Source organism: Micromonospora sp. NPDC047467 (genome assembly GCF_040643095.1).
GTDB lineage: Bacteria > Actinomycetota > Actinomycetes > Mycobacteriales > Micromonosporaceae > Micromonospora.
In genome coordinates this window covers 564103-585824 of the sequence record NZ_JBEYTO010000002.1, presented here as the reverse complement: position 1 = coordinate 585824, position 21722 = coordinate 564103, and the positions used below count along the sequence as shown (strand labels likewise).

At 72.0% G+C, this 21722-nt stretch carries 15 protein-coding genes; 5 read left to right on the top strand and 10 right to left on the bottom strand.

The genetic code is table 11. The features are described from left to right. Window positions 1–26: 26 nt before the first annotated feature. Window positions 27–758: a SigB/SigF/SigG family RNA polymerase sigma factor gene (locus ABZ780_RS06930; protein WP_357004871.1), complete on the top strand. Its 732-nt coding sequence runs from the start codon at window positions 27–29 to the stop codon at window positions 756–758. A gap of 36 nt (window positions 759–794) precedes the next feature. Here the strand turns inward: ABZ780_RS06930 and ABZ780_RS06925 are convergent, their stop codons facing one another. From ABZ780_RS06925 to ABZ780_RS06900, 6 genes are all read right to left on the bottom strand, one after another. Next, window positions 795–2258: a glycosylase gene (locus tag ABZ780_RS06925; protein WP_357004486.1), complete on the bottom strand. Its 1464-nt coding sequence runs from the start codon at window positions 2256–2258 to the stop codon at window positions 795–797. Then, the gene (locus ABZ780_RS06920) at window positions 2255–3307 is read right to left on the bottom strand and encodes a glycosyltransferase (protein ID WP_357004483.1); all 1053 of its coding nucleotides are present in this window, start codon (window positions 3305–3307) and stop codon (window positions 2255–2257) included. Before ABZ780_RS06920 ends, ABZ780_RS06925 begins: the two co-directional genes overlap by 4 nt. Further along, window positions 3304–4440: a glycosyltransferase gene (locus tag ABZ780_RS06915; RefSeq protein ID WP_357004480.1), complete on the bottom strand. Its 1137-nt coding sequence runs from the start codon at window positions 4438–4440 to the stop codon at window positions 3304–3306. Before ABZ780_RS06915 ends, ABZ780_RS06920 begins: the two co-directional genes overlap by 4 nt. A 117-nt stretch (window positions 4441–4557) precedes the next feature. Next, complete coding sequence (locus ABZ780_RS06910; protein WP_357004478.1) at window positions 4558–5565, bottom strand: glycosyltransferase family 4 protein; 1008 nt, start codon at window positions 5563–5565, stop codon at window positions 4558–4560. After that, window positions 5562–5735, bottom strand: a complete 174-nt coding sequence (locus ABZ780_RS06905; protein ID WP_357004476.1) for a hypothetical protein — start codon at window positions 5733–5735, stop codon at window positions 5562–5564. Before ABZ780_RS06905 ends, ABZ780_RS06910 begins: the two co-directional genes overlap by 4 nt. A gap of 226 nt (window positions 5736–5961) precedes the next feature. Then, a complete protein-coding gene (locus ABZ780_RS06900) occupies window positions 5962–7509 on the bottom strand; it encodes an MFS transporter (RefSeq protein WP_357004473.1) in 1548 nt (515 codons plus the stop codon). 105 nt (window positions 7510–7614) lie between these two features. Here ABZ780_RS06900 and ABZ780_RS06895 point away from each other — a divergent pair, with 105 nt between their 5' ends. The 4 genes from ABZ780_RS06895 (at window position 7615) to ABZ780_RS06880 (ending at window position 15551) form a co-directional block, all read left to right on the top strand. After that, complete coding sequence (locus ABZ780_RS06895) at window positions 7615–8094, top strand: helix-turn-helix domain-containing protein (protein WP_357004470.1); 480 nt, start codon at window positions 7615–7617, stop codon at window positions 8092–8094. A gap of 337 nt (window positions 8095–8431) precedes the next feature. Beyond that, the gene (locus ABZ780_RS06890; RefSeq protein WP_357004467.1) at window positions 8432–9682 is read left to right on the top strand and encodes a DUF222 domain-containing protein; all 1251 of its coding nucleotides are present in this window, start codon (window positions 8432–8434) and stop codon (window positions 9680–9682) included. Between the two features lie 330 nt (window positions 9683–10012). Beyond that, the gene (locus ABZ780_RS06885) at window positions 10013–13027 is read left to right on the top strand and encodes a S8 family serine peptidase (RefSeq protein WP_357484842.1); all 3015 of its coding nucleotides are present in this window, start codon (window positions 10013–10015) and stop codon (window positions 13025–13027) included. Between the two features lie 55 nt (window positions 13028–13082). Next, entirely contained in the window at window positions 13083–15551 is a 2469-nt protein-coding gene (locus ABZ780_RS06880) for an AAA family ATPase (protein WP_357484839.1), read from the top strand. Between the two features lie 79 nt (window positions 15552–15630). On the opposite strand, the gene ABZ780_RS06875 is transcribed toward ABZ780_RS06880, so the two are convergent. From ABZ780_RS06875 to ABZ780_RS06860, 4 genes are read right to left on the bottom strand one after another with little or no spacing between them, the layout of a single operon-like run. After that, window positions 15631–17853 (bottom strand): glycoside hydrolase family 27 protein, encoded by a 2223-nt coding sequence (locus ABZ780_RS06875; protein WP_357484836.1) that lies wholly within the window; start codon window positions 17851–17853, stop codon window positions 15631–15633. 45 nt (window positions 17854–17898) lie between these two features. Further along, entirely contained in the window at window positions 17899–19986 is a 2088-nt protein-coding gene (locus ABZ780_RS06870; protein ID WP_357484833.1) for an alpha-galactosidase, read from the bottom strand. Further along, window positions 19983–20804, bottom strand: coding sequence for a carbohydrate ABC transporter permease (locus ABZ780_RS06865; protein WP_357004452.1), 822 nt, complete (start codon window positions 20802–20804; stop codon window positions 19983–19985). The genes ABZ780_RS06870 and ABZ780_RS06865 overlap by 4 nt, the downstream gene beginning before the upstream one ends. Beyond that, on the bottom strand, window positions 20804–21721 hold the full coding sequence (locus ABZ780_RS06860) for a sugar ABC transporter permease (RefSeq protein WP_357484830.1): 918 nt from the start codon (window positions 21719–21721) through the stop codon (window positions 20804–20806). Before ABZ780_RS06860 ends, ABZ780_RS06865 begins: the two co-directional genes overlap by 1 nt. Window position 21722 lies beyond the last annotated feature (1 nt).

Genomic DNA, 21722 nt, shown 5'->3' with positions numbered 1-21722 from the left:
GGAGCACCGCCCGGGCGGACGAGCTGATGGCCGAGTTGGCCGCGACGCTGGCGGACGATCCCCGCCGGCCGGCGCTGCGGGACCGCACCATCGAGGCCTGGTTGCCGCTCACCCGCCATCTGGCACGCCGCTACGTGGGACGCGGCGCTCCGGAAGAGGATCTGACCCAGACCGCCGTGGTCGGCCTCATCAAGGCTGTCGACCACTTCGACGCCACCCGGGGCATCGACTTCAGCGGGTACGCCATCCCGACCATCGTCGGCGAGATCAAGCGATACTTCCGGGACCGCACCTGGGCGGTGCGGGTGCCCCGCCGCCTCCAGGAGCTCCGGCTCTCGATCAGCGCCGCGAACAGCGCTCTGACGCACACCCTGGGTCGCTCACCGACGGTCGCCGACGTCGCGTCCTACCTCGACGTCTCGGAGGAGACAGTTCTGGAAGGGCTGGAGGGTGCGCGAGCGTACCGGACCACCTCGCTGTCGACACCCATCGGCGCCGACGGCACGATGGAACTCAGCGACACCCTCGGTACGACCGACCACGAGTTCGACCTCGTCGAACTCCGCGTCGCCCTCGGCCCGGCCCTCGCCACGCTGCCGGAACGCGAACGCAGAATCCTGAGCCTGCGCTTCCACGGCAACCTGACCCAGGTCCAGATCGCCGAGCAGATCGGTGTCTCCCAGATGCACGTCTCACGGCTCATCACCCGAGCGCTGGGCAAGCTGCGCCACCAACTCGGCGAAGGCGACCTCACCTGATCCACGGCACCGTCCTTCCGGCCGCGCGTGGGCGGGTCAGGCCACCATCGCGGCGAGCAGAGCCGCCACCGGCACGGTCGCGAAGCCGACCCGGGCGTCGCTGGCCCCGTACGGCAGCCACAGCTCGCCGTCATGGACGAGCCCGCCACAGGAGTAGACGACGTTCGGCACGTAGCCGTCCCGGTCGGACTGTTCGGGTGACAGGAGCACGCCGGGAAGGTGCGCGACCACCTGCTCCGGTCGGTGCAGGTCGAGCAGAAGCGCGCCGATCGCGTACCGACGCATCGGGCCGACACCGTGGGTGAGCACGAGCCAGCCCGCCTCGGTTTCGATGGGAGACCCGCAGTTGCCGACCTGAATCAACTCCCAGCTGTCCCGGGGGGCGTGCAGCGGGACCGGGCGCTGCCAGCGGCTCTCGGCGTCCAGAACGGTCAGGCCGATGGTCTCGCCGTCGGCGCGGCAGAGAGCCAGGTGTCGGCCGCCGACGGTACGGGGAAACAGCGCGATCCCCTTGTTACGAGCCCCCGGCCCACGCATCGGGGTCATCTCGAAACGACGTAGGTCGGGGCTGACCAGTGCACGGGTGCCGACGTTCCGGCCGTCGTAGGCGGTGTAGGTGGCCCGATACACCGATCCTGACTCGTCGGTGAACCTGACGAACCGAGCGTCCTCCATGCCGTTGCTCTCCGCCGGAGTGGCCGGCCAGAGCACGCGTTCGTGCAGAGCCGTCTCGGCGGAGAAGGCCGTGGCGTAGCTGCCCGCGTTGGTACGCCGCAGGTGTTCCAGGGTGCTCAACCCGGTGCTGCGGGAGAGCAGATCCGGCGGCAGATCGCCGAGCACTCGCTCGAAGGTCGCCTCGTCGTACCGGTCGGGCAGTGCGTCCAACACCGTGGCGGTGACCTCGTTGTCGCAGTCCTCCTCGGCCAGGCCGGCCACCAGTAGATCCCGCCGGTGCCGTACGCCCGTCCGCTGTCCGACCGCCAGAAGGCCGGACCGGTCGGTGACGGTGAGCCCGCGCCCGGGTCCGAGGACGGCGGTGGCGAACCCGATCGACGACAGGTGACCCTCACCGATCTGGCGCAGGCTGACCGCGACACGCAACTGCCCGACGCCCAGCTGGGTCTGGTCGGGGTGGGCCACCATGGACGGGTTGCACAGGGCGGCGGCCTCGACCGCGTACTCGTGGCTGAAGTAGGCGCCGACGAGGAGCCGGCTGGCGGGAGAGAGATCCTCGGCCCGGGCGGCGCGGTGCCGCACGAGGTCGTAGTGATGCTGGAATGTTCCGGCCAGGTCGCGGTGCCGGGCACCGAAGCGGTCGAAGGTGTCCCGCAGCAGCCGGTCGATCTCGTCGTCGTCGAGGTGCGCGACACGGTCGATGAGAGCCCTCGCGCGGGTACGCACCACTGCGGCGTCCTCGCCCGGGACGAAGAGCTTGACGATGACCCGGCGTGGATCAGGGGTGAGGGTGACGTCCTGCCGAACGGCCAGTATTCCGGTCACGACCATCGCCGGGCGTGCTGCAGGGTGGAGATGAGCGCGAGGGTGGATTCGGCGCCCTGGTTGAGGTTGGGTCCGTGCGCGGTCAGTCCGTCGTAGCCGCCGCCGGTTTCCGGATCCCACATCGGCGTGCCGATGTCGTTGTCACCGAGGAACCACCCGATCGCCTGCCGTACACCGTCGTCCCAGACCGGATCGCCGGTGACCATGGCGGCCGTGGCACAGGCGTCGGCGAAGGCGGCGACCTCGATCGGCTGCTGGTCATGGTGGAGCCGTACGATTCCGCGCTGCCACCCTGCGGCGGGCACGACGGACAGCCGTCCGTCGCGGAGTTGGACGTCTCGCAGCCAGGTCAGCATCCGCAGGCCCTCGTCGAGGGGCGGGCCACCGTGGCGCAACTGGCTGGCGACGATGACCACCTCGGCGAGGGCCGCGTTGGCATAGGTCAACCGCTGCTGCGGCCAGGGCCACCGCGCATCGGAATCCGGTGCGCCGACGGTGGCTGCGGCCTCGGTCAACAATGCGGCCGCGGCGACGTGGCCCGGATGGCGACGCAGCACCTCGGCCGCTCCGAGCCCGGCGAAGGCCATCGCGTGCGGGGCAGCGGCACGGCGGGTCGCACCCCGGCTGAAGGCGACCAGCGCCTCCTCCCGTATCCAGGCGGCGGGACTGCGGGCAACGGCCGTGCCCAACCCCCACAGCGCCCGGCCCCACCAGTCGCCGAGCCCGGGCTCGTCGGTCCAGCGCCGGTCGTACCCGAGCCGGTTGTGGAAGGCGCCGCTGGCGTCCTGCGCGTGGGTCAGGAAGGCGAGGTAGCGCTCCGCGAGCCGTAGCAGCTCCTCGGTCGGCTCTGGCTCACGGCAGACAACGATCAGGCCACGGGCCACGTCGTCGGTGCAGTAGCCGTGCTCCCGGCGGACGATGGCGTGCCGCGCGTGCTCGAACAGACCGGTGTCGTCGCTCAGCCGGGTCAGGTGCGCGAAGCTCGGCGCGGGCGCGGTCGCCCACCGCCGACTGGTCGCTGTCCGGGGGCGGCCGGTGGTCGCGGTCACGCCGACGCCCCGCTGACGGCGGGCCTGCGGACCTCGGTGAGTCGCTCGGCGAGGGCGCCGTAGCGGGCCGCCACCGCGGGCCAGCGCAGATCCGCGGCCAACGGCCGGACCCGGCCGGCCAGCCGGGCGGCGAGGCCCGGCTCGGTCAGGATCCGCCGGATCGCCACGGCCAGCGCCGCCGGATTCTGGTGGGGTACGACCAGACCGGGTCCGCCGGTGAGCAGCTCGACGGCGTGCGGGAACGCCGTTGCCACGACAGGCACCCCGGCGGCCACCGCCTCGATGAGCACGCCGGAGGTGACCTGTTCGCGGGAGTCGTACGGCAGCACGACCACGTCGGCGGAGCGGATCAGGCGGCCAAGGGTCTCCTGGTCGTGATAGATGTCCTGGTAATCCACGCCGTGCGCGATGCCGAGTTGGGCGCCGAGCTGGTGCAACCCCGCCCGGTACGTCTCGCCGTGGTGCTCGATCACCTTCGGGTGGGTCCGACCCGCGACGGTGTAGGTGGGCGTCGGTTCCAGGTCCTGCAACCGGGCGAGGGCACGCAGCGACCACTCGATCCCCTTGCCGGGGCCGATCAGCCCCCAGGTCAGCAGGTGCGGTCGGGTACGCCGTTCGACGGGCACGCCGGCGAGTTCCGCGGCGCCGTGCGGGATGACCGTCACCTTGCTCGCCGTCACGGCGTAGCCGACGAGCAGGCGGTCGCGGGCGGTGTCGGTCATCGTGACGACCGCACCGGCCGTGGCGACGATCCGCTCCAGCAGGGACTTCTGCCGGGCGGAGGGCTGGCGCAGCACGGTGTGCAGGACCACGATGCTCGGCACGGTGAGCCGGCGCAGCAACGGCAGGACGTCCTCGCCGTCGGTGCCGGGGTAGATGCCGTACTCGTGTTGGACGATGGCCACGTCGAAGGAGTTCAGGGCGGCGGCGGCGTCGCGCAAACCGGCCGGCGTCCGCGCCGACCAGGTGTGCACCACCCCCGGTCCGGGCCGCTGGTCGTCGCCGTGGTCGGTGACCCGCACGATGCCACCGCGCGTGCCGTCAGCGGTGAGCTGCGCGGCGAGGGCGGAGTTGAAAGTGGCCAGTCCACACCGGGTTGGCGGGTGGGTGCTGAGGAATCCGTAGCTGGGCATGAACGTCTGGCCTTCCGGGTTGTCGGCGGCCACCTCCGTACGGGGGCGCACCTCACGCGGTGACGGCGCACGCCGGTCAGCGTGTGTGACCGGCGGAACGTGTTCGGGGACGGTCAGCTACGGCTGGGATCTGACACGGTCGTAGACGGCGAGGTAGTCGGTGACCATCCGCTCCGCGCTGAAGCGCTGTCGAGCCCGCGCCCGGCAGGCGACCCGGTCAAGGCCGACGACCCGGGTCACCGCGTCGACGGCCTGCTCGACGGTGTGGACGAGGCACCCCGTCACGCCTTCGTCGACGACCTCCGGCATGGACCCTCGCGCGTACGCGACGACCGGTGTGCCGCAGACCATCGACTCCACCACCGACAGGCCGAACGGTTCGTCGAAGGCGATCGGATGCAGCAGGGCAGCGCTGGCGCCCAGCACCTCGGCGCGTCGTCGGGGACCGACCGATCCGAGGTAGACGACCTGGTCGCCGTCGATGTGCGGGGCCACCTGCTCGGCGAAGTACCGTTCGTCCTGCACGATGCCGCAGATGGTCAGGGGTCGACCGGCGAGGCGGGCGATCTCGATCGCGGTGTGGGTGCCCTTGTCGGGGTGGATCCGGCCGAACGCGGCCAGCCCAGGGCCGGCATCACGGGTGAACGGCAGACCGGTGAGGTCGACGCCGTGCTGCACCGTGGCGACGTAGTCGAGTTCCGGCGACCGGTCGGCGTCGGAGATCGACACATACGACGATCGGGCTCGGGCGTAGGCCGGCAGGATCCCCGCTCCCGAGAATCCGTGCACGGTCGTGAGCAGTGGTGCTCGGCAGTGCTCCGCGAAGGCCAGCGGCAGCCAGTCGAGGTGGCTGTGCACCAGGTCGAACTCTGCAGAGCGGGCAAACGCGTGGGAGACGTGCATCGCCTCCCATACCCGGCCGTCCATGTCCGGGTCGTCGGCGTACCCCCGGGAACACACACCGTCGAGTCGGGCGGAGGTGACCGAGTCCAGCGTCGCGAAGAGGGTCACGTCCACGCCACGGGCGACCAGCCCTTCGGCGAGCAGGCCGGTCACCTGTTCCCAGGGGCCGTAGTGGTGCGGGGGCGTACGCCAGGCGACCGGTCCGAGCAGCGCAACCCTCACGGGGATGGAGCGTCGGCGAGGTCAGCCGGGTCGAGATGCAGGGTGGCGAGCAGGCCGGAGTGCTTGGCCGGGTCCACCCGCTCGGGCAGCTCGCGCTCGACCCAGTCGGCCCTGGCCTGCTGGCCGCGGTCACGAAGTGCGTTGACGATCCTGTGCTTGGCGATCCTCATCTGGTGCTCCCTGGTTGAGCCGTCCGGAATATTCCTGCGCGTGGACGGCGGTGCGAAAGCGCGGGTGGGATGCCGTGTCATCACCGCAAGCCCGATTGGGCCGTGGTCGGGCGACATACCTACCGTACGCCCCCAACCTGTACGGCTGCTTGCGCACCGACGGCGCGGCTCGTCGCAAGCCTTCTGCGCAGCCGGGTTGTTCACCCCAACCCGACTGCCGCCACCGTCAAGGCTGGTGCGGTCGGTTGCGGATCAGGGTGAGCGCGAGAACGGCGGTAGCGAGGAAGACGATGCCGGTGACCCACAACCCGGCCTGAACTCCGGAGGTCAGGGCCTCGGCGAGCGCCGCCCGTACCGGATCAGGCAGCGGTTGGTCGCCGGTGGCGCCGGTGGCCGCCGCCGCCTGTACGGCGGCCCGGGTGGGCGCGTCGACCTGGTGGGCGGCGAGCCGGTCGGGCAGGTCGGCCAGCATCGTGGTGGTGAGGAGCGTGCCCAGCAGGGACGAGCCGAGCACCGAGCCGACCTGACGGGCGGCGTTGACCGCGCCGGAGGCCATGCCCGCCTGGGCGGGTGCGACGCTCGCCAACGCCGCCGCGGCCGCCGGGGCGACTACCAGGGCGCTGGCCGCGCCGAACAGGGCGAGCAGCGGCCAACGGTGGGCGAACGGGGTGGTCGGGCCCTGGGCGGCCAGCCCGAAGCTGGCCAGGGCGCCGAGGACCAGACCGGCGGTGAGGGGCGCCTTGAACCCGGTACGCCGAATCAGTCGCCCCGCGCCGAAGGCCGTGACCGCGTACACGCCGAAGAGGACGAGCATCCGCCAGCCGGTGTCCAACGGGCTGAGCGCCTGGGCGCGTTCGTGGAACAGGACGAGCAGGATCGCCACGCCGGTGAAGCCGAACAGCGACACCGCGGCGACGACCATGACCGCGCTGAACGATGCGGACCGGAACAGGCGTACGTCGAGCATCGGCGCGCTGGCGCGCAGTTCGACAAGCACGAACGCGACAAGCGCGGCTGCCGAGGCGACCCAGGCCGACGCCACCACTGGGCTGGTGTAACCGTCCCGGCCACCCCGGATCATGGCGTAGACGGCGGCGGCGATGGCGACGGTGCCGAGCAGCAGGCCGGGTACGTCGATGCGGGCCGCGCTCGGCCGGGACTCGACCACTCCGATCGCGGCGACGACCAGGGTGACCACGCCCAGCACGATCGCGGAGATGTAGACGCTGTGCCACGAGTGGTGCCGCAGCAGCGCCCCGGCGATCAGCGGGCCGACCGCGAGACCGACGCCGGAGGCCGCCGACCAGGCGGTGATGACCTCGGTGCGGCGGTGCGGGTCGGTGAAGGCCGCGCCGAGGATCGCCAGGCTGTTCGGGAGGATCAGCGCACCGCCGAGCCCCGCGACCAACTGACCGATGATCACCCAGGTCACGGTGGGGGAAGCCGCCACCACGGCACTGCCGGCGATCATGGCGAGGATGCCCGCGCTGAAGATGCGCCGACGCCCGTACCGGTTGCCCAGGGTGGCGGCGGACAGCACCACGCTCGCCACGACCAGGGTGTACGCGCTGGGAATCCAGATCAGGGTGGTGGCGTCGACCCGGAGGTCGCGCTGGATGGTGGTCAGGGCAGAGACGGTCGCGGTGATCTGGAGGAACGTGATCATCGCGCCCAGGCACATGGCGATCAGCGTGACCGCGGGGGAACCGCGGAGCGCTGAACGGGCGGTGGTTGCCGATCCGGGTGCGGGCGGCGCGGTAGCGCTGGTCGTCATGGGCATCCCTCGGGACGAGTCGGACTGACTTGCGTTTGCTGAAGTCAGCAATCACCGAGTGAAGCACCTGACTTGCCCCGCTGCAAGTCAGGTAAGCTGGAACACATGGGGGACCTACGGGATGACCGCGACTCCTGGTCGAACGCGAACTGCTCGGTGGCCCGGGCGATAGACATCGTGGGCGCCAGGTCGACGGTCCTGATCATGCGCGACGCGCTGCTCGGCACGCGCCGATTCGACGACTTCGTCCGCCGCGTCGGGATCGGCGAGCCCGCCATCGCCGCCCGACTCAAGGAAATGGTCGCCGCCGGCCTGCTCGAACGGATCCCCTACCGGGAGCCAGGCCAGCGCACCCGCCACGAATACCAACTCACCCCCAAGGGCCGCGAACTGCTGCCCGTCATCACCGCGCTCCGCAACTGGGGCGACACCTGGGCCGCCGACGAGGCCGGCCCGCCCATCGTCGCGACCCACCACGACTGCGGCCAACCCGTGCGGGCGGTACTCCGCTGCGCGGGTGGTCACGACGTCGACAGCGGCGACATCGACATCACCGCCGGGCCAGGCGCGATCCGACGCGATTGACGACCCACGCCGCCGGGGCGCGATCCGACGCGGCTAGGCCCTCGCCACCCGGGCGGCGATCCAACGCGGCCGACAACCCACGCCGCCCAGGCGTCATCCGCCGCAACTGACGCCCCGCGCCGCCCAGGCGCGATCCACACGGCTGGGCCCGGCCGCCCCGGCACCATCCAGGCTGTGCCCGGTCGCCCGGCCGCCCGGCCGCCCGGCACGATCCGACGCGGCTCACCCTCGCCGCCCCGGCGCAGCTGGCCCCGCGTCCCCGCAACCAGCCAACGACCGCCACCAGCTAATCGATCATGGGCGATAAATTGTCGTACGCCTGTCCTAATCTCAGGGCATGGTCGAGGAGTTGGCGCAGGCGGACGACGCGGTCGCTGCCTGCGTCGATGCCACCGTCTGGCCCCTCACGGACCACGAGCTGATCGCCGCGCTCGACGCCGCGCACCGTCTCCAACAACGCCTCTCCGCCGTCACCCTGGCCCTGGTCCGCGAGCTGGACGGGCGCGGCACCCCCGTGACACAGGGTGCCTCCGGCACCACGGTCTGGCTGCGCGAACGACTCCACCTCACCATCCCCGCCGCCCGCCGACTCGTGGACCTCGCCACCGCCCTGGACAGCGGCAACCCCGGGATCAGACAGGCACTTGCCGACGGAGAGATCACCCTTGACCAGGCGCGGGTCATCGCCGACAGCGTCGACACCGTGCAGGCCACGGCGGGCACGGAGGCCGCCGACAAAGCCGTGGGTGTGCTCACCGAATGGGCCAGGCAGTTCGACCCCACCCTGCTGCGCAAACTCGGCACCCGCATCCTCGACCACGTCGCCCCCGACATCGCCGACGCCGCCGCAAAGACCGCGCTGGAAGCCGAAGCACGCCGGGCGGCCCGCGATCGCCACGTGACCCTCTCCGCGCTGTCCGACGGCCGACTCCGACTGACCGGCACCCTCGACGCCGAAACGGCCGACCTGTTCCGCGCCGCCATCGACCCGCTGACCGCCCTGTCCGGCCCGGACGACCGACGGTCCCCCGGGCAACGACGCCATGACGCCCTCGCCGACGTCTGCCGACTCAGCCTGCGCACCGGCGACCTACCAGAGCACGGCGGTGACTCGGCCCAGATCGTCGTCACCACCACCTACAACGGGCTCGTCGGACAACTCGGCGCGGGCACCCTCGACGCCGGCTTCCGACTCACCCCGGAGACGGTCCGCCGGCTCGCCTGCGATGCCGCCATCCTGCCCGCCGTGCTCGGTGCGGCCTCCCAACCACTCGACGTGGGGCGGCAACGGCGGCTCATCACCGGGCCACTACGACGCGCCCTGGTCCTCCGTGACCGCGGATGCGCTTTCCCCGGCTGCGACCGGCCACCCCGCTGGTGCGATGCCCACCACATCCGACACTGGGCCGACGACGGCCCCACCAGCCTCGCGAACGCCGTGCTGCTCTGCGCCCACCACCACCGCCACATCCACCACAGCGACTGGGCGGTGCGGCTGGGCGGCGACGGGCACCCGGAGTTCATCCCACCCGCATGGCTCGACCCCGACCAACTCCCTCGCCGCAACCAGTACCACCGACGAACATGAGCAGCCAGCACGCCTCAACGGCCCGTCGGCTTCCTCCACAGTGATCGCCCGTACGACGCGCTCGACGGCACGGCACGTGCACGGCCGCGAGTGTGCGGGGTACCCGGAACTGCGGGGCTAAATGACGCGCAAAGTGCCCGTTGTGTTACGAGCTTGTTTCCGAGATGACAGCCAGGTTACGAGTGCTTCTCGTTGATCGGTACCGCTCCTAGGTTTCGGCCACCGTCATCAGTCGTGGCGGCCGGCACCGAACGTGGAGGCAACGACGTGCCACAACCGAACGCACATCGGACCGGACGGGCCAGGCGCGGGGCCAGCATGCTGGCCGCCGTGGCGCTGACCGCGGCCGGCCTGACCAGCCTGCCAGCCAGCGCCACCGCCGCGCCGGCCAGCAGCGGACCGACCGCCCGCTACCTCGTCCAGCTTGATGAGGAGCCGCTGGCCACCTACACCGGCGGTGTTCCCGGGATCGCGGCGACCAAGCCGAGCGGCGGCGCCAAGCTGAACCGCACGTCGGGCAACGCCAACGCGTACCGGGATCACCTGCGCCAGCAGCGCAGGTCGGTGCTGGACCGCGTCGGCGTTCCGGCCGATCGCACCCGCGTCACCATGGAGACCGCGTTCAACGGCTTCGCCGCCGACCTGACCGGGCCGCAGGCCGCCCGGCTCCGCGCCACCCGTGGCGTGCGGGCGGTGTACGAGAGCCAGAAGGTGCACGCGACCACCTCGCACACCCCCGACTACCTGGGCCTGACCGGCAAGGGCGGGGTGTGGAAGAACGAGTTCGGAGGTGACTCCCGCGCGGGCGAGGGCGTCATCGTCGGGATCATCGACAGTGGCTACTGGCCGGAGAGCGCGAGCTTCGCACCGCTGCCCAGCCCCCGCCCCGACCAGGCGGTCATCGACGCCAAGTGGAAGGGCACCTGCGACGTCGGCATCGAGGCGCCGGTCACCTGCAACAACAAAGTGATCGGAGCCCGCTGGTACAACGACAGCGGGATCGCCGACGCGTTCCCGGACGACTACTCCTCGCCCCGCGACCGCAACGGCCACGGCACCCACACGGCCAGCACCGCGGCGGGCAACCACGGCGTACGGGCGACGTCGGGCACTCAGGACCTGGGCATGATCTCCGGCATGGCGCCGGCCGCGCGGCTGGCGATCTACAAGGCGTTGTACGACAACGGCGCGGGCGGGGCGACGGGTACCGACGTCGACATCGTGCACGCCATCGACGACGCGGTCGCCGACGGCGTCGACGTGATCAACTATTCGATCGGTGACGACACCGAGCGGTTCGGGGCGATCGACGCGACGTTCTTCAACGCCGCCGCCGCCGGGGTCTTCGTCGCTGCCGCCGCCGGTAACTCGGGGCCGTTCGCCAACACGGTCGACAACTCGACGCCGTGGCTGACCACCGTGGCCGCGAGCACCACCGACCGGCAGAACACCCGGAAGCTCACCCTCGGCAACGGCACCACCATCGCCGGTGTGGGGATGGGCGCGACAGGTGTCGGGCCGGCCCGACTCGTCTTCGCCAAGGACAGCCCGCTCGACCCGGACGGTGCCTACGGTGCCAGCTTCTGCGCCGACGACACGTTGGACCCGGCCAAGGTCAAGGGCGCGATCGTGCTCTGCCTGCGCGGCGAGGTCCCGCGTACCGACAAGAGCATCGAGGTGGCACGGGCCGGCGGCGTCGGCATGGTGCTGTACAACGACGAGCTGAACTCCCTCAACGCCGACGTGCAGACGGTGCCGACCGTGCACATCAACGAGGTCGACCTCGCCACCGTCACCGCGTACGTCGCGAAGGGCAACGCCAAGGCCACCATCTCGCCGAGCAAGCTGGAGATTGTCGAGGCGCCCTCGGTCGCCGCGTTCTCCTCGGCGGGCCCGTCGAACCTGAACGCCGGTGAGCTGCTCAAGCCGGACATCAGCGCGCCCGGTCAGGACATCGTTGCGGCGTTCTCCCCGTCCATCGGCGGGAACAAGTTCGCCCTGGAGTCGGGCACCTCGATGGCGGCGCCGCACATCGCCGGTATCGCCGCCCTGCTGCTGGCCAAGCACCCCAATTGGTCGCCGTCGGCGGTCCGCTCGGCGCTGATGACCAGCGCGGTGGACCGGACCGACAAGGGCAACCCAATCAAGATCGGCACGTACGACGCCACCCCGCTCAACTACGGCGCCGGCCAGGTCGAGCCCGGCAGCGCCTTCGACCCGGGCCTGGTCTACGACTCCAACCAGGAGGACTGGATCCAGTACCTGTGCGGGGTGTCCGCCGACCGTGGCGGCGAATACGGGCTCGCCGACCTGCCCGGCTGCGACACGATCGGCGCGATCGACACGGCCCAGCTCAACTACCCGTCGATCGCGCTGGGTCGGATGGTGGGCAAGCAGAAGGTCACCCGTACCGTCACCAACGTCAGCGACAAGACCAGCACCTACACGTCGTCGGTGCAGGCCCCGCCGGGCTACAAGGTCAAGGTCACCCCGGCCAAGATGCAGATCAAGCCCGGCCGGACCGCCAGCTTCACCGTGGAGGTCACCAACACCGACGCCCCGTTCGACGCCTGGGCCGACGGTTCGCTGACCTGGCGCGACCAGTTCAAGCACGAGGTGCGCAGCCCCGTGGTCGTGCACAACTCCGGGCTGGTCGCCCCCGACACCATCACCGGCGCGGGCACCTCCGGCAGCGTCCGGATCGCCGCCGAGGCCGGCTACAAGGGCAAGCTGATCTCCCAACTCTCCGGCCTGACCTCGGGCACCCGCACCGTTGTCACCCTGCACGGTGACGGGCCGAGCTGGGACTGGAGTTCGTCGAACAACCTGCCGGTGCCGCTGCCCGCGTCGATCAGCCGGACCACGCTGCACGTACCGGCCGGCACCCGCAGCCCGCTCATCCAGGTGACCTCGGAGCGGCCCACCTGCTCGCACATCGACTGGGATGACGAGGAGGGGGTGATGGAGTGCACGGAGTTCAGCCTCAACGTCTACGACAAGGCCGGGAAGTTCGTCACGGCCACCGCCAGCGGCCGGGACGGCGCCAAGGTGTCGCTGCCGGACGGTGCCGGGGACTACATCGTGGTCGTCGAGCAGGAGTTCACCGAGAACATGCCGACGGGCGCCAACGCGTACACCATCACCAGTTACCTGCCGGGCGCGGCGGGCACCGCCACGGGCCGGTTCACCATCGACCCGAAGCAGCGCAGCGTGCAGCCGGGCGCTACGGCGAACCTGACCCTGCGCTGGTCCGGCCTCGCCCCGGGGCTGCGTTACATCGGGCTGGTGGAGTTCCGCAACGGTGACGGTTCGCTGAAGACCGTGCCGGTCACCATCCAGTCCTGACCGCTCCCCCACCCGGCGGACCAGTGTGTGACCCAGGTCACCACCGGTCCGCCGGATGGCCGGCGGGAACCGCGGGGGTGATCTGCTCGGCCCCACGGTGATCGACGGCGGCGAGGACAAGACGCGGGGCGGCGGGGGCCCATCTCCCGTCCGCCCCGAACGTCTGCGCGGACCGGTCGAGTTCGTCGGACGAGCGGCAGAGCTGGCCCAGCTTCGCCGGCTCGTCGAAGCCCCGCCATGCCTGATCCTGCTGGAGGGCGAGCCCGGGATCGGTAAGAGCCGACTCGTCTCCGAGTTGCTCGCCGACCTCCCCGGGCGCCACCTGGTCGGCGAGTGCGACGACGTGCCGGAGCCCTTCCCGCTCGGCGTGCTGCTGGACGCGATCCGGGGCAGCGCCGACCGACTCGGCGCGCTCAGCCCGGTGGCTGGCGCCCTCGCACCGCTGCTGCCCGAACTGGCCGACGCGCTGCCCGACGCGCCGCCCCCGTTGACCGACCCGGCGGCCGAGCGGCACCGCCTGCTCCGGGCCGTCGCCGCAGTGCTGGCCGCATTGGCCCCCGCGACGCTGCTCCTTGAGGACCTGCACTGGGCCGACCCGGCGACCTGCGAGTTCCTCGGCTACCTCAGCACCCACCCGGTGGACGGGCTGGCGGTGGTGCTCACCGCCCGCACGCCGGCACCGGGAGGCAGTACGCCGATCCACGACGCGCTGGCGCGAACTCCACCATGGACCGTCACCCGTGTCACGCTCAGCCCGCTGGACGCCGACGACGTACGCCGGCTGGCCGCCCGGACCCTGCGGCTCGACGATCCGCCGCAGCAACTGACCGCCACCCTGCTCGATCGCACCGCCGGCATCCCGTTCGTGGTCGAGGAGGTGCTGCGTACGCTCGCCGAGCGGGGCGGCGACCCGTTGGCGGACGACAGCGTCCCGTTCGTCCTGCGGGACGTGCTGCTCTGGCGGCTGCGTCCGCTCGACGAGGCCACCCGAGAGGTGCTCGGTGCCGCCGCCGTGTTGGGGTTGGCACCGGACCAGCGGATCCTCTCCTCGGTGCTCAACCTGGACAGAGTGGCGGTCGGCGCGGCGTTGGGCGCGGCCCACCGGGCGGGCCTGTTGCACGACGCCGGGGACGGCCTGCGGTTCCGCCACGACCTGGCCCGGCAGGTGGTGTACGACCTGGTGCCCCGGGAGAGCCGCGAGTGGCTGCACCTGCGTGTCGCGCGGGTGCTGGAGCAGGAGCTGCCGAAGCCTGTCGCGCAACTCGCGCACCACTATCGCCGGGCCGGCAGCGGAGCCGACTTCGTCCGCAACGCCGAGGCCGCCGCCGACCTGGCCACCGAGCGGGGCGACGACGCGACCGCCGCCAGCTTCCTGCTCCAGACGATGGACGTCGCCGAGCTTCCCCGACCGGTACGCGTCCGGCTCGCCGCCAAGTTGGGCCGGTCGGCCATCGACGGGCTCAGCCAGGCGGAGGCGATCCCCGTGCTGGAACGACTGCTCGCCGACCGGCGGCTGCCACCCGGCGCCCGGGGCGAGCTGGGACTCGTGCTCGGGCGGATGCTGCGTCAGCAGGGCGAGGCACTGCGCGGGTACGCCGAAATCGAGCGTGCCGTGCCGTACCTGCGCGCCCCACGCCGCAAGGCCCCGGCCCTGGCGGTGCTGGCGGCCCCGGACACCGTAGTCGGCCGGCACGTCGACGACCACCTGGCCCGCTGCGCGGAGGCGGAGAGCGCCGCGACGGCCAGCGGGGACCCGGCGGCGCACCTCGCGGTCCGCATCGCCCGCGCCTCCCTGCTGCTGGAGCTGGGTGACCCGGGAGCCTGGACGATCATCACGGAGTTGCGCGCGTCCGCCGAGTTGGCCGACCGGCCCCGAGAGCATGCTCGGGCCTGCCTGAACTGGGCGCAGGGCGCGTTGCACGCCGGGCACCCGGAGCAGGCCGAGGCGCTTCTGGCGGCGGGCCGGGGGTTGGTCGACGAGACCGGCTACGAGCGGCTGACGACCCTGGTGGAGGTCACCGAGTTGTCGATGGACCGGGCTGCCGGACGGCTCGACGGGCTCGCCGAGCGGCTCACCCGGCTGGTCGCCACCTCGGAACGGATGCCGGTCACCCTGCTCGACGCGCGGGTCGAACTGGCGACGGTGCGGGCCCGTACCGCCGTCGACGCCGACGAGGTGGAGACGGCCGAACGGGCGCTGCGGGAGGTGGTGGCCGACGCCCGGCGGGTCGGCGCGATCTGGCCGCTGGTGCAGGCGCTCTCGGCGCTGGCCCGGCTGACCCTCGCCGAGCGACCGGACGAGGCGGTGCGGCACGCTACGGAGGCGCTGTCACTGGTGCGCGGCAAGGGCATCCTGGCGTGGGCCGCCGACGCGGTGCTGGTGCTGGCCGAAGCCGCCGACGCGGCGGGTGAGCCGGCGCGGGCCGCGGAAGCGGTGGCCGAACTGGAAGCCGGCATCGCGGGCCGCGACGCGCCGCTCGCCCTGGCCGCACTGCACCGATGCCGGGAACTCGTCCCCGCCTGAGCCGACCCACGCGCGAAGCCAGCTCCACCCTGGATGGTGCGGTGGCGGGCCGCCGGACGACGGCCCGCCACCCTCTGGATCAGAGGACGATCTGGTGCACCCGGTCGTCCACGCCGCGTACCGCCAGCCAGGCGCTGCCGTTGGCGCCGGCCGCCGCCCCCGGGGCGCCCCGGAAGGCGTCGGTGGCGAACTCACCACGGCGGAACCAGCCGCCCCAGGCGCCATCGGCCAGGTTGCGCTGCCAGAGCCGGTTGTCGGCGGCCAACGCGAACAGGTAGACCCGGCCGGACGTGGCGAGCAGGGTCGGGCTGCCGCTGGTGGTGCCGCCCAGGTTGGTCCAGGCCGACCAGGTGGTGCCGGTGCGGCTGCGCCACCACACCTCGTCGGTCCGGCTGCGAACGGCCACGTGCAGCACACCCGCGTCGTCGACGACCGCACTCGGCCGGCCGTAGATGGGCCGGTCGTCGGGAGCGCCGATGCCGGTCCAGCCGGTGCTCGGGGTCCGCGACCAGAGCTTGCCGTCGGCACCGCGGACGACAAGCGTCCACTGCGTCGGGCTGGTCCACGCCACGGTCGGCCCGTCGGTCAGCGTGCCACCGAGGCTGCGCCACGGCCCCCACTTCCCGGCGACGTAACTGCGCTGCCAGGCCGCGTTGTCGGTACCCCGCACGAAGACGTCGATCCGGCCGTCCGCCGAGCCGTACGCCGCCGGCTGGCCGAGGATCCGGCCGCCGACCGGGCCGCCGAGCGAGGTCCAACCGGTCCCCCACGTCGTACCGGAGCGGGTGTTCATCGCCAACGCGCCGCGCGCGTTGCGGACGAAGGCGGTGGCGTGCGTGTCGTCCACCCGGACCAGCGCGGGGCTGGCGCTGGCGGTGCCGCCGAGGTTGGCGCCGGCGACCTGGTCGGTGCCGGTCAGACCCAGCATGGCCACGCCGTGCGCCGGGACCTCGACGGTGTACGAGCCGGTGAACGGCTGGACACCAGCGGTGCCGGGTACGGCGTCGACGTCGGCACGCGTCCACAGGTCACGAACGCGGACCGAGCCGCCGAGCGCGACGTCGGCGAAGGTCACCGTGATCTGCTGCGCGGTGTCGTGCCGGTTGAGCAGCGCGACCGCCCGCCGGCCGGCGCCGGTCAGCACCTTGCTCCAGACCTGCGCGTCGGTGCCGGTGTCGGCGACCTTGATCCCCTGCCGGACCAGCGGGTCCTGGTCCACCGCGATGATCTCCGGGTTGGTCAACGCCGAGATCATCTCGTTCGGCAGGCCACGCGGGTCGGAGCCGATCACCAGCGGCGCGGCCATGATGGCCCACATGCCGAGCTGCGTCTTGGATTCCTCCAGGCTCAGCTCGTACCCGCCGCCGGGCAGCGGACGCATCGGCAGCAGGTAGTCCGGGTCGTTGTAGTGCCCCGGCCCGGTGGCCGCCGGGTGGTACGCGTTGACGTCCATGTTGCGCAGGACCCACGGGAACGCCCACTGCGGTGTCGGGTCGGTCAGACCCACGTCGGTGTACGTCCGCCAGGAGTCGGCGACGGTGGGCGCGTACGTGTAGCTCCAGGTGGAGAGCTGCTCCGGGGTGTACGGCCCGCCACCCCAGTCGGAGCTGACCGGGTTGCAGATGTTGAGCAGCATCGGCCGGGGCGACTGGCGTACCGCCTCGGCCAGTTCACGGAAGGTGGCCTCCGGGTCCAGGCCGGCGGCCCGGCCGCAGAGCCAGTCGGCCTTGAGGGCGTCGAAGCCCCAGCCGGCGAACTGGGCGACGTCGGCGGCGTAGTGGCCGTTGCTGCCGAGCCCGCACTGCCCCGGCAGGTACGGGCCGGCGTCGGTGTAGATGCCGGCCTTCATGCCCTTGCTGTGGATGTACGCGGCGAGCGCGGCCATCCCACCGGGGAACCGGGCCGGGTCGGCGACGAGCTGACCGGCTTCGTTACGCGGGGTGGGCGCGGCCCAGTTGCCGTCGATCCAGACGTAGGTGTAGCCGGCGTCGCGGAGGCCACTGTTGACCATGTGGTCGGTGACCGACCGTACTTCGGCCTCGGTGGGGTCGCCACCGAGGCCGAAGTAGGTGTTCCAGCCCTGGTAGGGCGTGGGGGCGAGCCCGCTGTTGTGAAACGTCGGCGCGCCCTGGTCTTCGGTGCCGGTCGCGGCCGGGGCGTGACCGGGTCTACCCGGCCCGCCCGGTCCGTGGCCGGCGGGCGGCGGGGGTGCCTGCGGTGGGCCGGCGTTGGCCGGCAGCGGGCCGACGACGCCCAGGCCGAGCACGGCCAGGGCGACGGTCAGCGGTCGGATCAGGCGCATGGTGGTACTCCTGTCCCTCGGGGGTGGGGTGGTGGTGCTCCGACCTCAGTCGCGGGTCAGCACGATGAGGTCGGCGTCGTGGGTCGGGCTCCACCGCACCGGTAGACCGACGGCACCGAGGTGGCTGCCGGAGTAGTGCCGGTCGCCGTGCCGGTAGCGCGCTGCGGGGTCGAGCCCGCGCAGCGGCAGCCGCACCGGGCGGGACGGGAGCAGGCCGGTGCCGTCGAGCCGGCCGGTGTGCCAGGCCAGCACGACCACCCGGCTCTCGTCCGGCGCCGTGTACTGCACCGCGCAGCGCGCCTGGTCGGGGCCGCCGATCAGGTGCACCTCGCCGTACGTGACGACGTCCCGGATCTCCTTGTACCGGGCGATCCAGCCGGCGGCCTCGGCCCGCTCGGCCGGGGTCCAGGCCCGGATGTCCGCGCCGATGCCGAGCACACCGGCCATCGCCAGGACGAACCGGAACGCCAGCGAGCGGGGACGCGGGTCGAACAGGCCGGGCGCGTCGGTGACCCAGGAGCTGAGCAGGTGCGGGGCGTTGGCGTGCAGGAAGCCGTACTGGATGGCCAGCCGGTCCAGTGGGCCGGTGTTGTCGCTGGGCCAGAACACGTCGGCGCGGGCGGCCATCGCCAGGTCGGTCCGCGCGCCACCGCCGGCGCACGCCTCGATCAGCACGCCGGGGTGGTCCCGGCGCAGCCGCTCGTAGATCCGGTGCAGGTTGGCGACGTGCGCGCCGTCCAGGTCGAGCGGGCCGACCCCGCCCGGCCGTCCCGGCTCGGTACGCGGGCGGTTGAAGTCCCACTTCAGGTAGTCGATGTCGTACCGGCGCAGCAGATCGTCCACTGTGGAGTAAACGAACTCGGCGACCTCCGGACGGCCCAGGTCGAGCAGGTACTGGTTGCGTACCGGGGTGAGCGGCCGGCCGTCGACGGCGTAGACCCACTCCGGGTGCTCGGCGTAGAGCGCGGACTTCGGGTTGACGCACTCCGGTTCGACCCAGAGCCCGAAGTTCAGCCCGAGCGCGCGGACGTCGGCGATGAACGCGTCGAACCCGGCCGGGAACTTCGCCGGGTCGGGCGTCCAGTCGCCCAGCCCGGCGGTGTCGTCGTTGCGGCCGACGAACCAGCCGTCGTCCACGACGAACGTCTCCACGCCCAGCTCGGCGGCGATTCTGGCCAGCGCCAACTGACTCTGCGCCTCGACCGCGAAGTAGGTGGCCTCCCAGGAGTTGTAGAGCACCGGGCGCGGGGTGAGCCGCTCGGCGGCGAGCAGCCGCTGGTGGGTGTGCCAGACCCGGGCCAGCCCGTCCAGGCCGTCCGGGCTGTATGCCCCGGTGGCCACCGGCAACGTCAGCCGCTCACCGGGGGCCAGGTCCAGCGGACCGTCGACGAGGTGACGGCCGGCCCGTACCCGGGTCAGGCCGCCGGTGTCCCGCTCGGCGCTGATCTCCCACGAGCCGGTCCAGGCCAACGCCACCGCCCACGCCGGACCAGCCGGCTCGGCGGTGTCCCGCACGGCCAGCCAGGGCACGTGCAGATGCCCGGGTACGCCCTGGGAGCTGCCGACGGTGAACGTGCCGTGGCCCAACTCGACATGGGAGAGCTGGAACTCCTGCGCCCACTGCCCCCACTGGTGGCTGAGCAGCGCGCCGTGCGGCGTCGGTACGCAGAACCCGGCCGACCCGGCCCGGACCACCCGCAGCGGCCCGGTGCCGGCGTTGGTCAGCTCGACCCAGCGCTGCACCACGTCGGTGCCGGCGGGCACCCGGTAGTGCACGGTGGCGCGCAGCCCGGTCACCGGGTCGGCGAAGTCGACCGCCAACTCCCGCCCGTCGGCGGCGGCCCGCACGTCGGTGTGCACGAAACCGACCCGGCGCTCCCCGGCAGGGGTTTCCACCACCAGGTCGGCGCCCGTGAACGGGCGGTCGGCGTCGGTGGCGTACTCGATGGGGGCGGCGTCCCCGGCGGTGAGGAACGGGACCGGGCCGTCGTAGGCGACCGGCGACGGCCCCTCCGAGACGCCGTGCGGACCCCACGCGACCAGTTCCAGCCAACGGCCGTGCGCCGGCACGGTCACCGTGTACTCGGTGTGCGCGCCGCGCAGCGTCCAGCGCTGCCCGGACGCGGCGGTCACTTGACCGCTCCGAGCGCCAGGCCGGAGACGAAGTGCCGCTGGAAGCGGAGGAAGACCGCGACGGTCGGGACGGCCGCGATGACCGTGCCGGCGGCGATGACGTTCCAGGACGAGACGAACTGGCCCTGGAGGGCGAGCAGTGCCGGGGTGACCGGCATGTTGTCGTCGGTGCGCAGCACGGTGATCGCCCAGAGCAGGTCGTTGAAGATCCAGGTGAAGGAGAGCGCGCCGAGGGCGGCCAGCGCGGGCCGGGTCAGCGGCAACATCACCCGGGTGAAGATCTGCGCCGTGCCGGCACCGTCGATCGTCGCCGCCTCCTGGATCTCGCCCGGCAGGTCCCGCATGAAGCCGTGCAGGACGAAGGTGTAGAAGCCGAGCCCGAAGCCGACCTGCACGGCGATCAGCGCCCAGAGCGTGTCGTACAGGCCGGTGAGCTCGCTGAACTTCGCCACCGGGATGAGCAGGATCTGCGGCGGCAGGAGGTTGCCGGCGAGCATCAGCAGCAGGATGGTCCGCCGGCCGGGGATCCGGAAGCGACTCAGCGCGAACGCGGCCATCGCGGCCAGCCCCAGGCTCAACGCCACCGACGGAATGGTGACCAGCATGCTGTTGATCAGGGCGCGCAGCTCACCGCCGTCGGTCCAGGCCTGCTGGTAGGTGTCGAGCGTGAACGACCGGGGCAGGCTGCCCACGCCGTGCGCGGCGATGTCGTCGAACGATCGGGTGGACATCACCACGACCCAGATCACCGGGCCCAGCCACAGCAGCGAGAGCAGGATCATGCCGGTGTGGAAGGCCCCGGTGCGGAGCTTGTTCATCACGCTTCCTCCCGGAACGCGCGGACCAGGTAACCGAGGATGACGGCCAGCGCGAGCACGAAGATCACCACGGCGATCGCGGAGGCGTAGCCCAGCCGCAGACTCTGGAACGCGGTCGAATACATGTAGGTGCTGAGCAGCTCCGACGAGTGGTACGGCCCGCCCTTGGTCAGCGACCAGACGATGTCGAACGACCGCAGCGAGTCGATCACGATGACCGACAGCACGACGGCGTTGACCCCCTTGAGCTGGGGAATCGTGACGTGCCGCAGGCGCTGCCAGGAGTTGGCGCCGTCCATCCGGGCCGCCTCGTGCAGCGCCGGGTCGATGGCCTTCAGCCCGGCCAGGAACAGCACCATCACGTAGCCGATCTGCCGCCACAGCGCGGGCAGGATCACCGCGTACAGCGCGGTCTGCGGGTCGGCGAGCCAGGGCCGGATCAGGTGCTCCAGGCCGACGGCCCGCAGCACCGTGTCGGCGATGCCGTCGGGCTGGTAGAAGACCCGCCAGACCAGCGCCGTCACCACCAGCGAGAAGACCACCGGGGTGAACAGCGCGGCCCGGTAGAAGCCGACTCCCCGCCGCTCCTTCTGCAGGACCAGCGCCATGCCGAAGCCGCCCAGCACGGAGAGGCCACCGAAGAGCACCAGCCAGATCACGGTGTTGACCAGCGCACCCCGGAAGGTGGCGTCGCTGGCCAACTCGACGTAGTTGTCCACCCCGACGAAGCTGGGCGCGGACATGCCGTCCCAGCGGGTGAGGGAGAACCAGAAGCCCTGGAGCGCCGGCCAGAACACCCAGATGCTCTCGACCGCGAACGGCACCAGGACGAACGCCACCAGCAGCGGCGACAGTCGAGCCGACCGTCGCCGCCGCCGAGTGGGGGTGACCGAAGTCGTGGAGATCGTTGCTGTCACG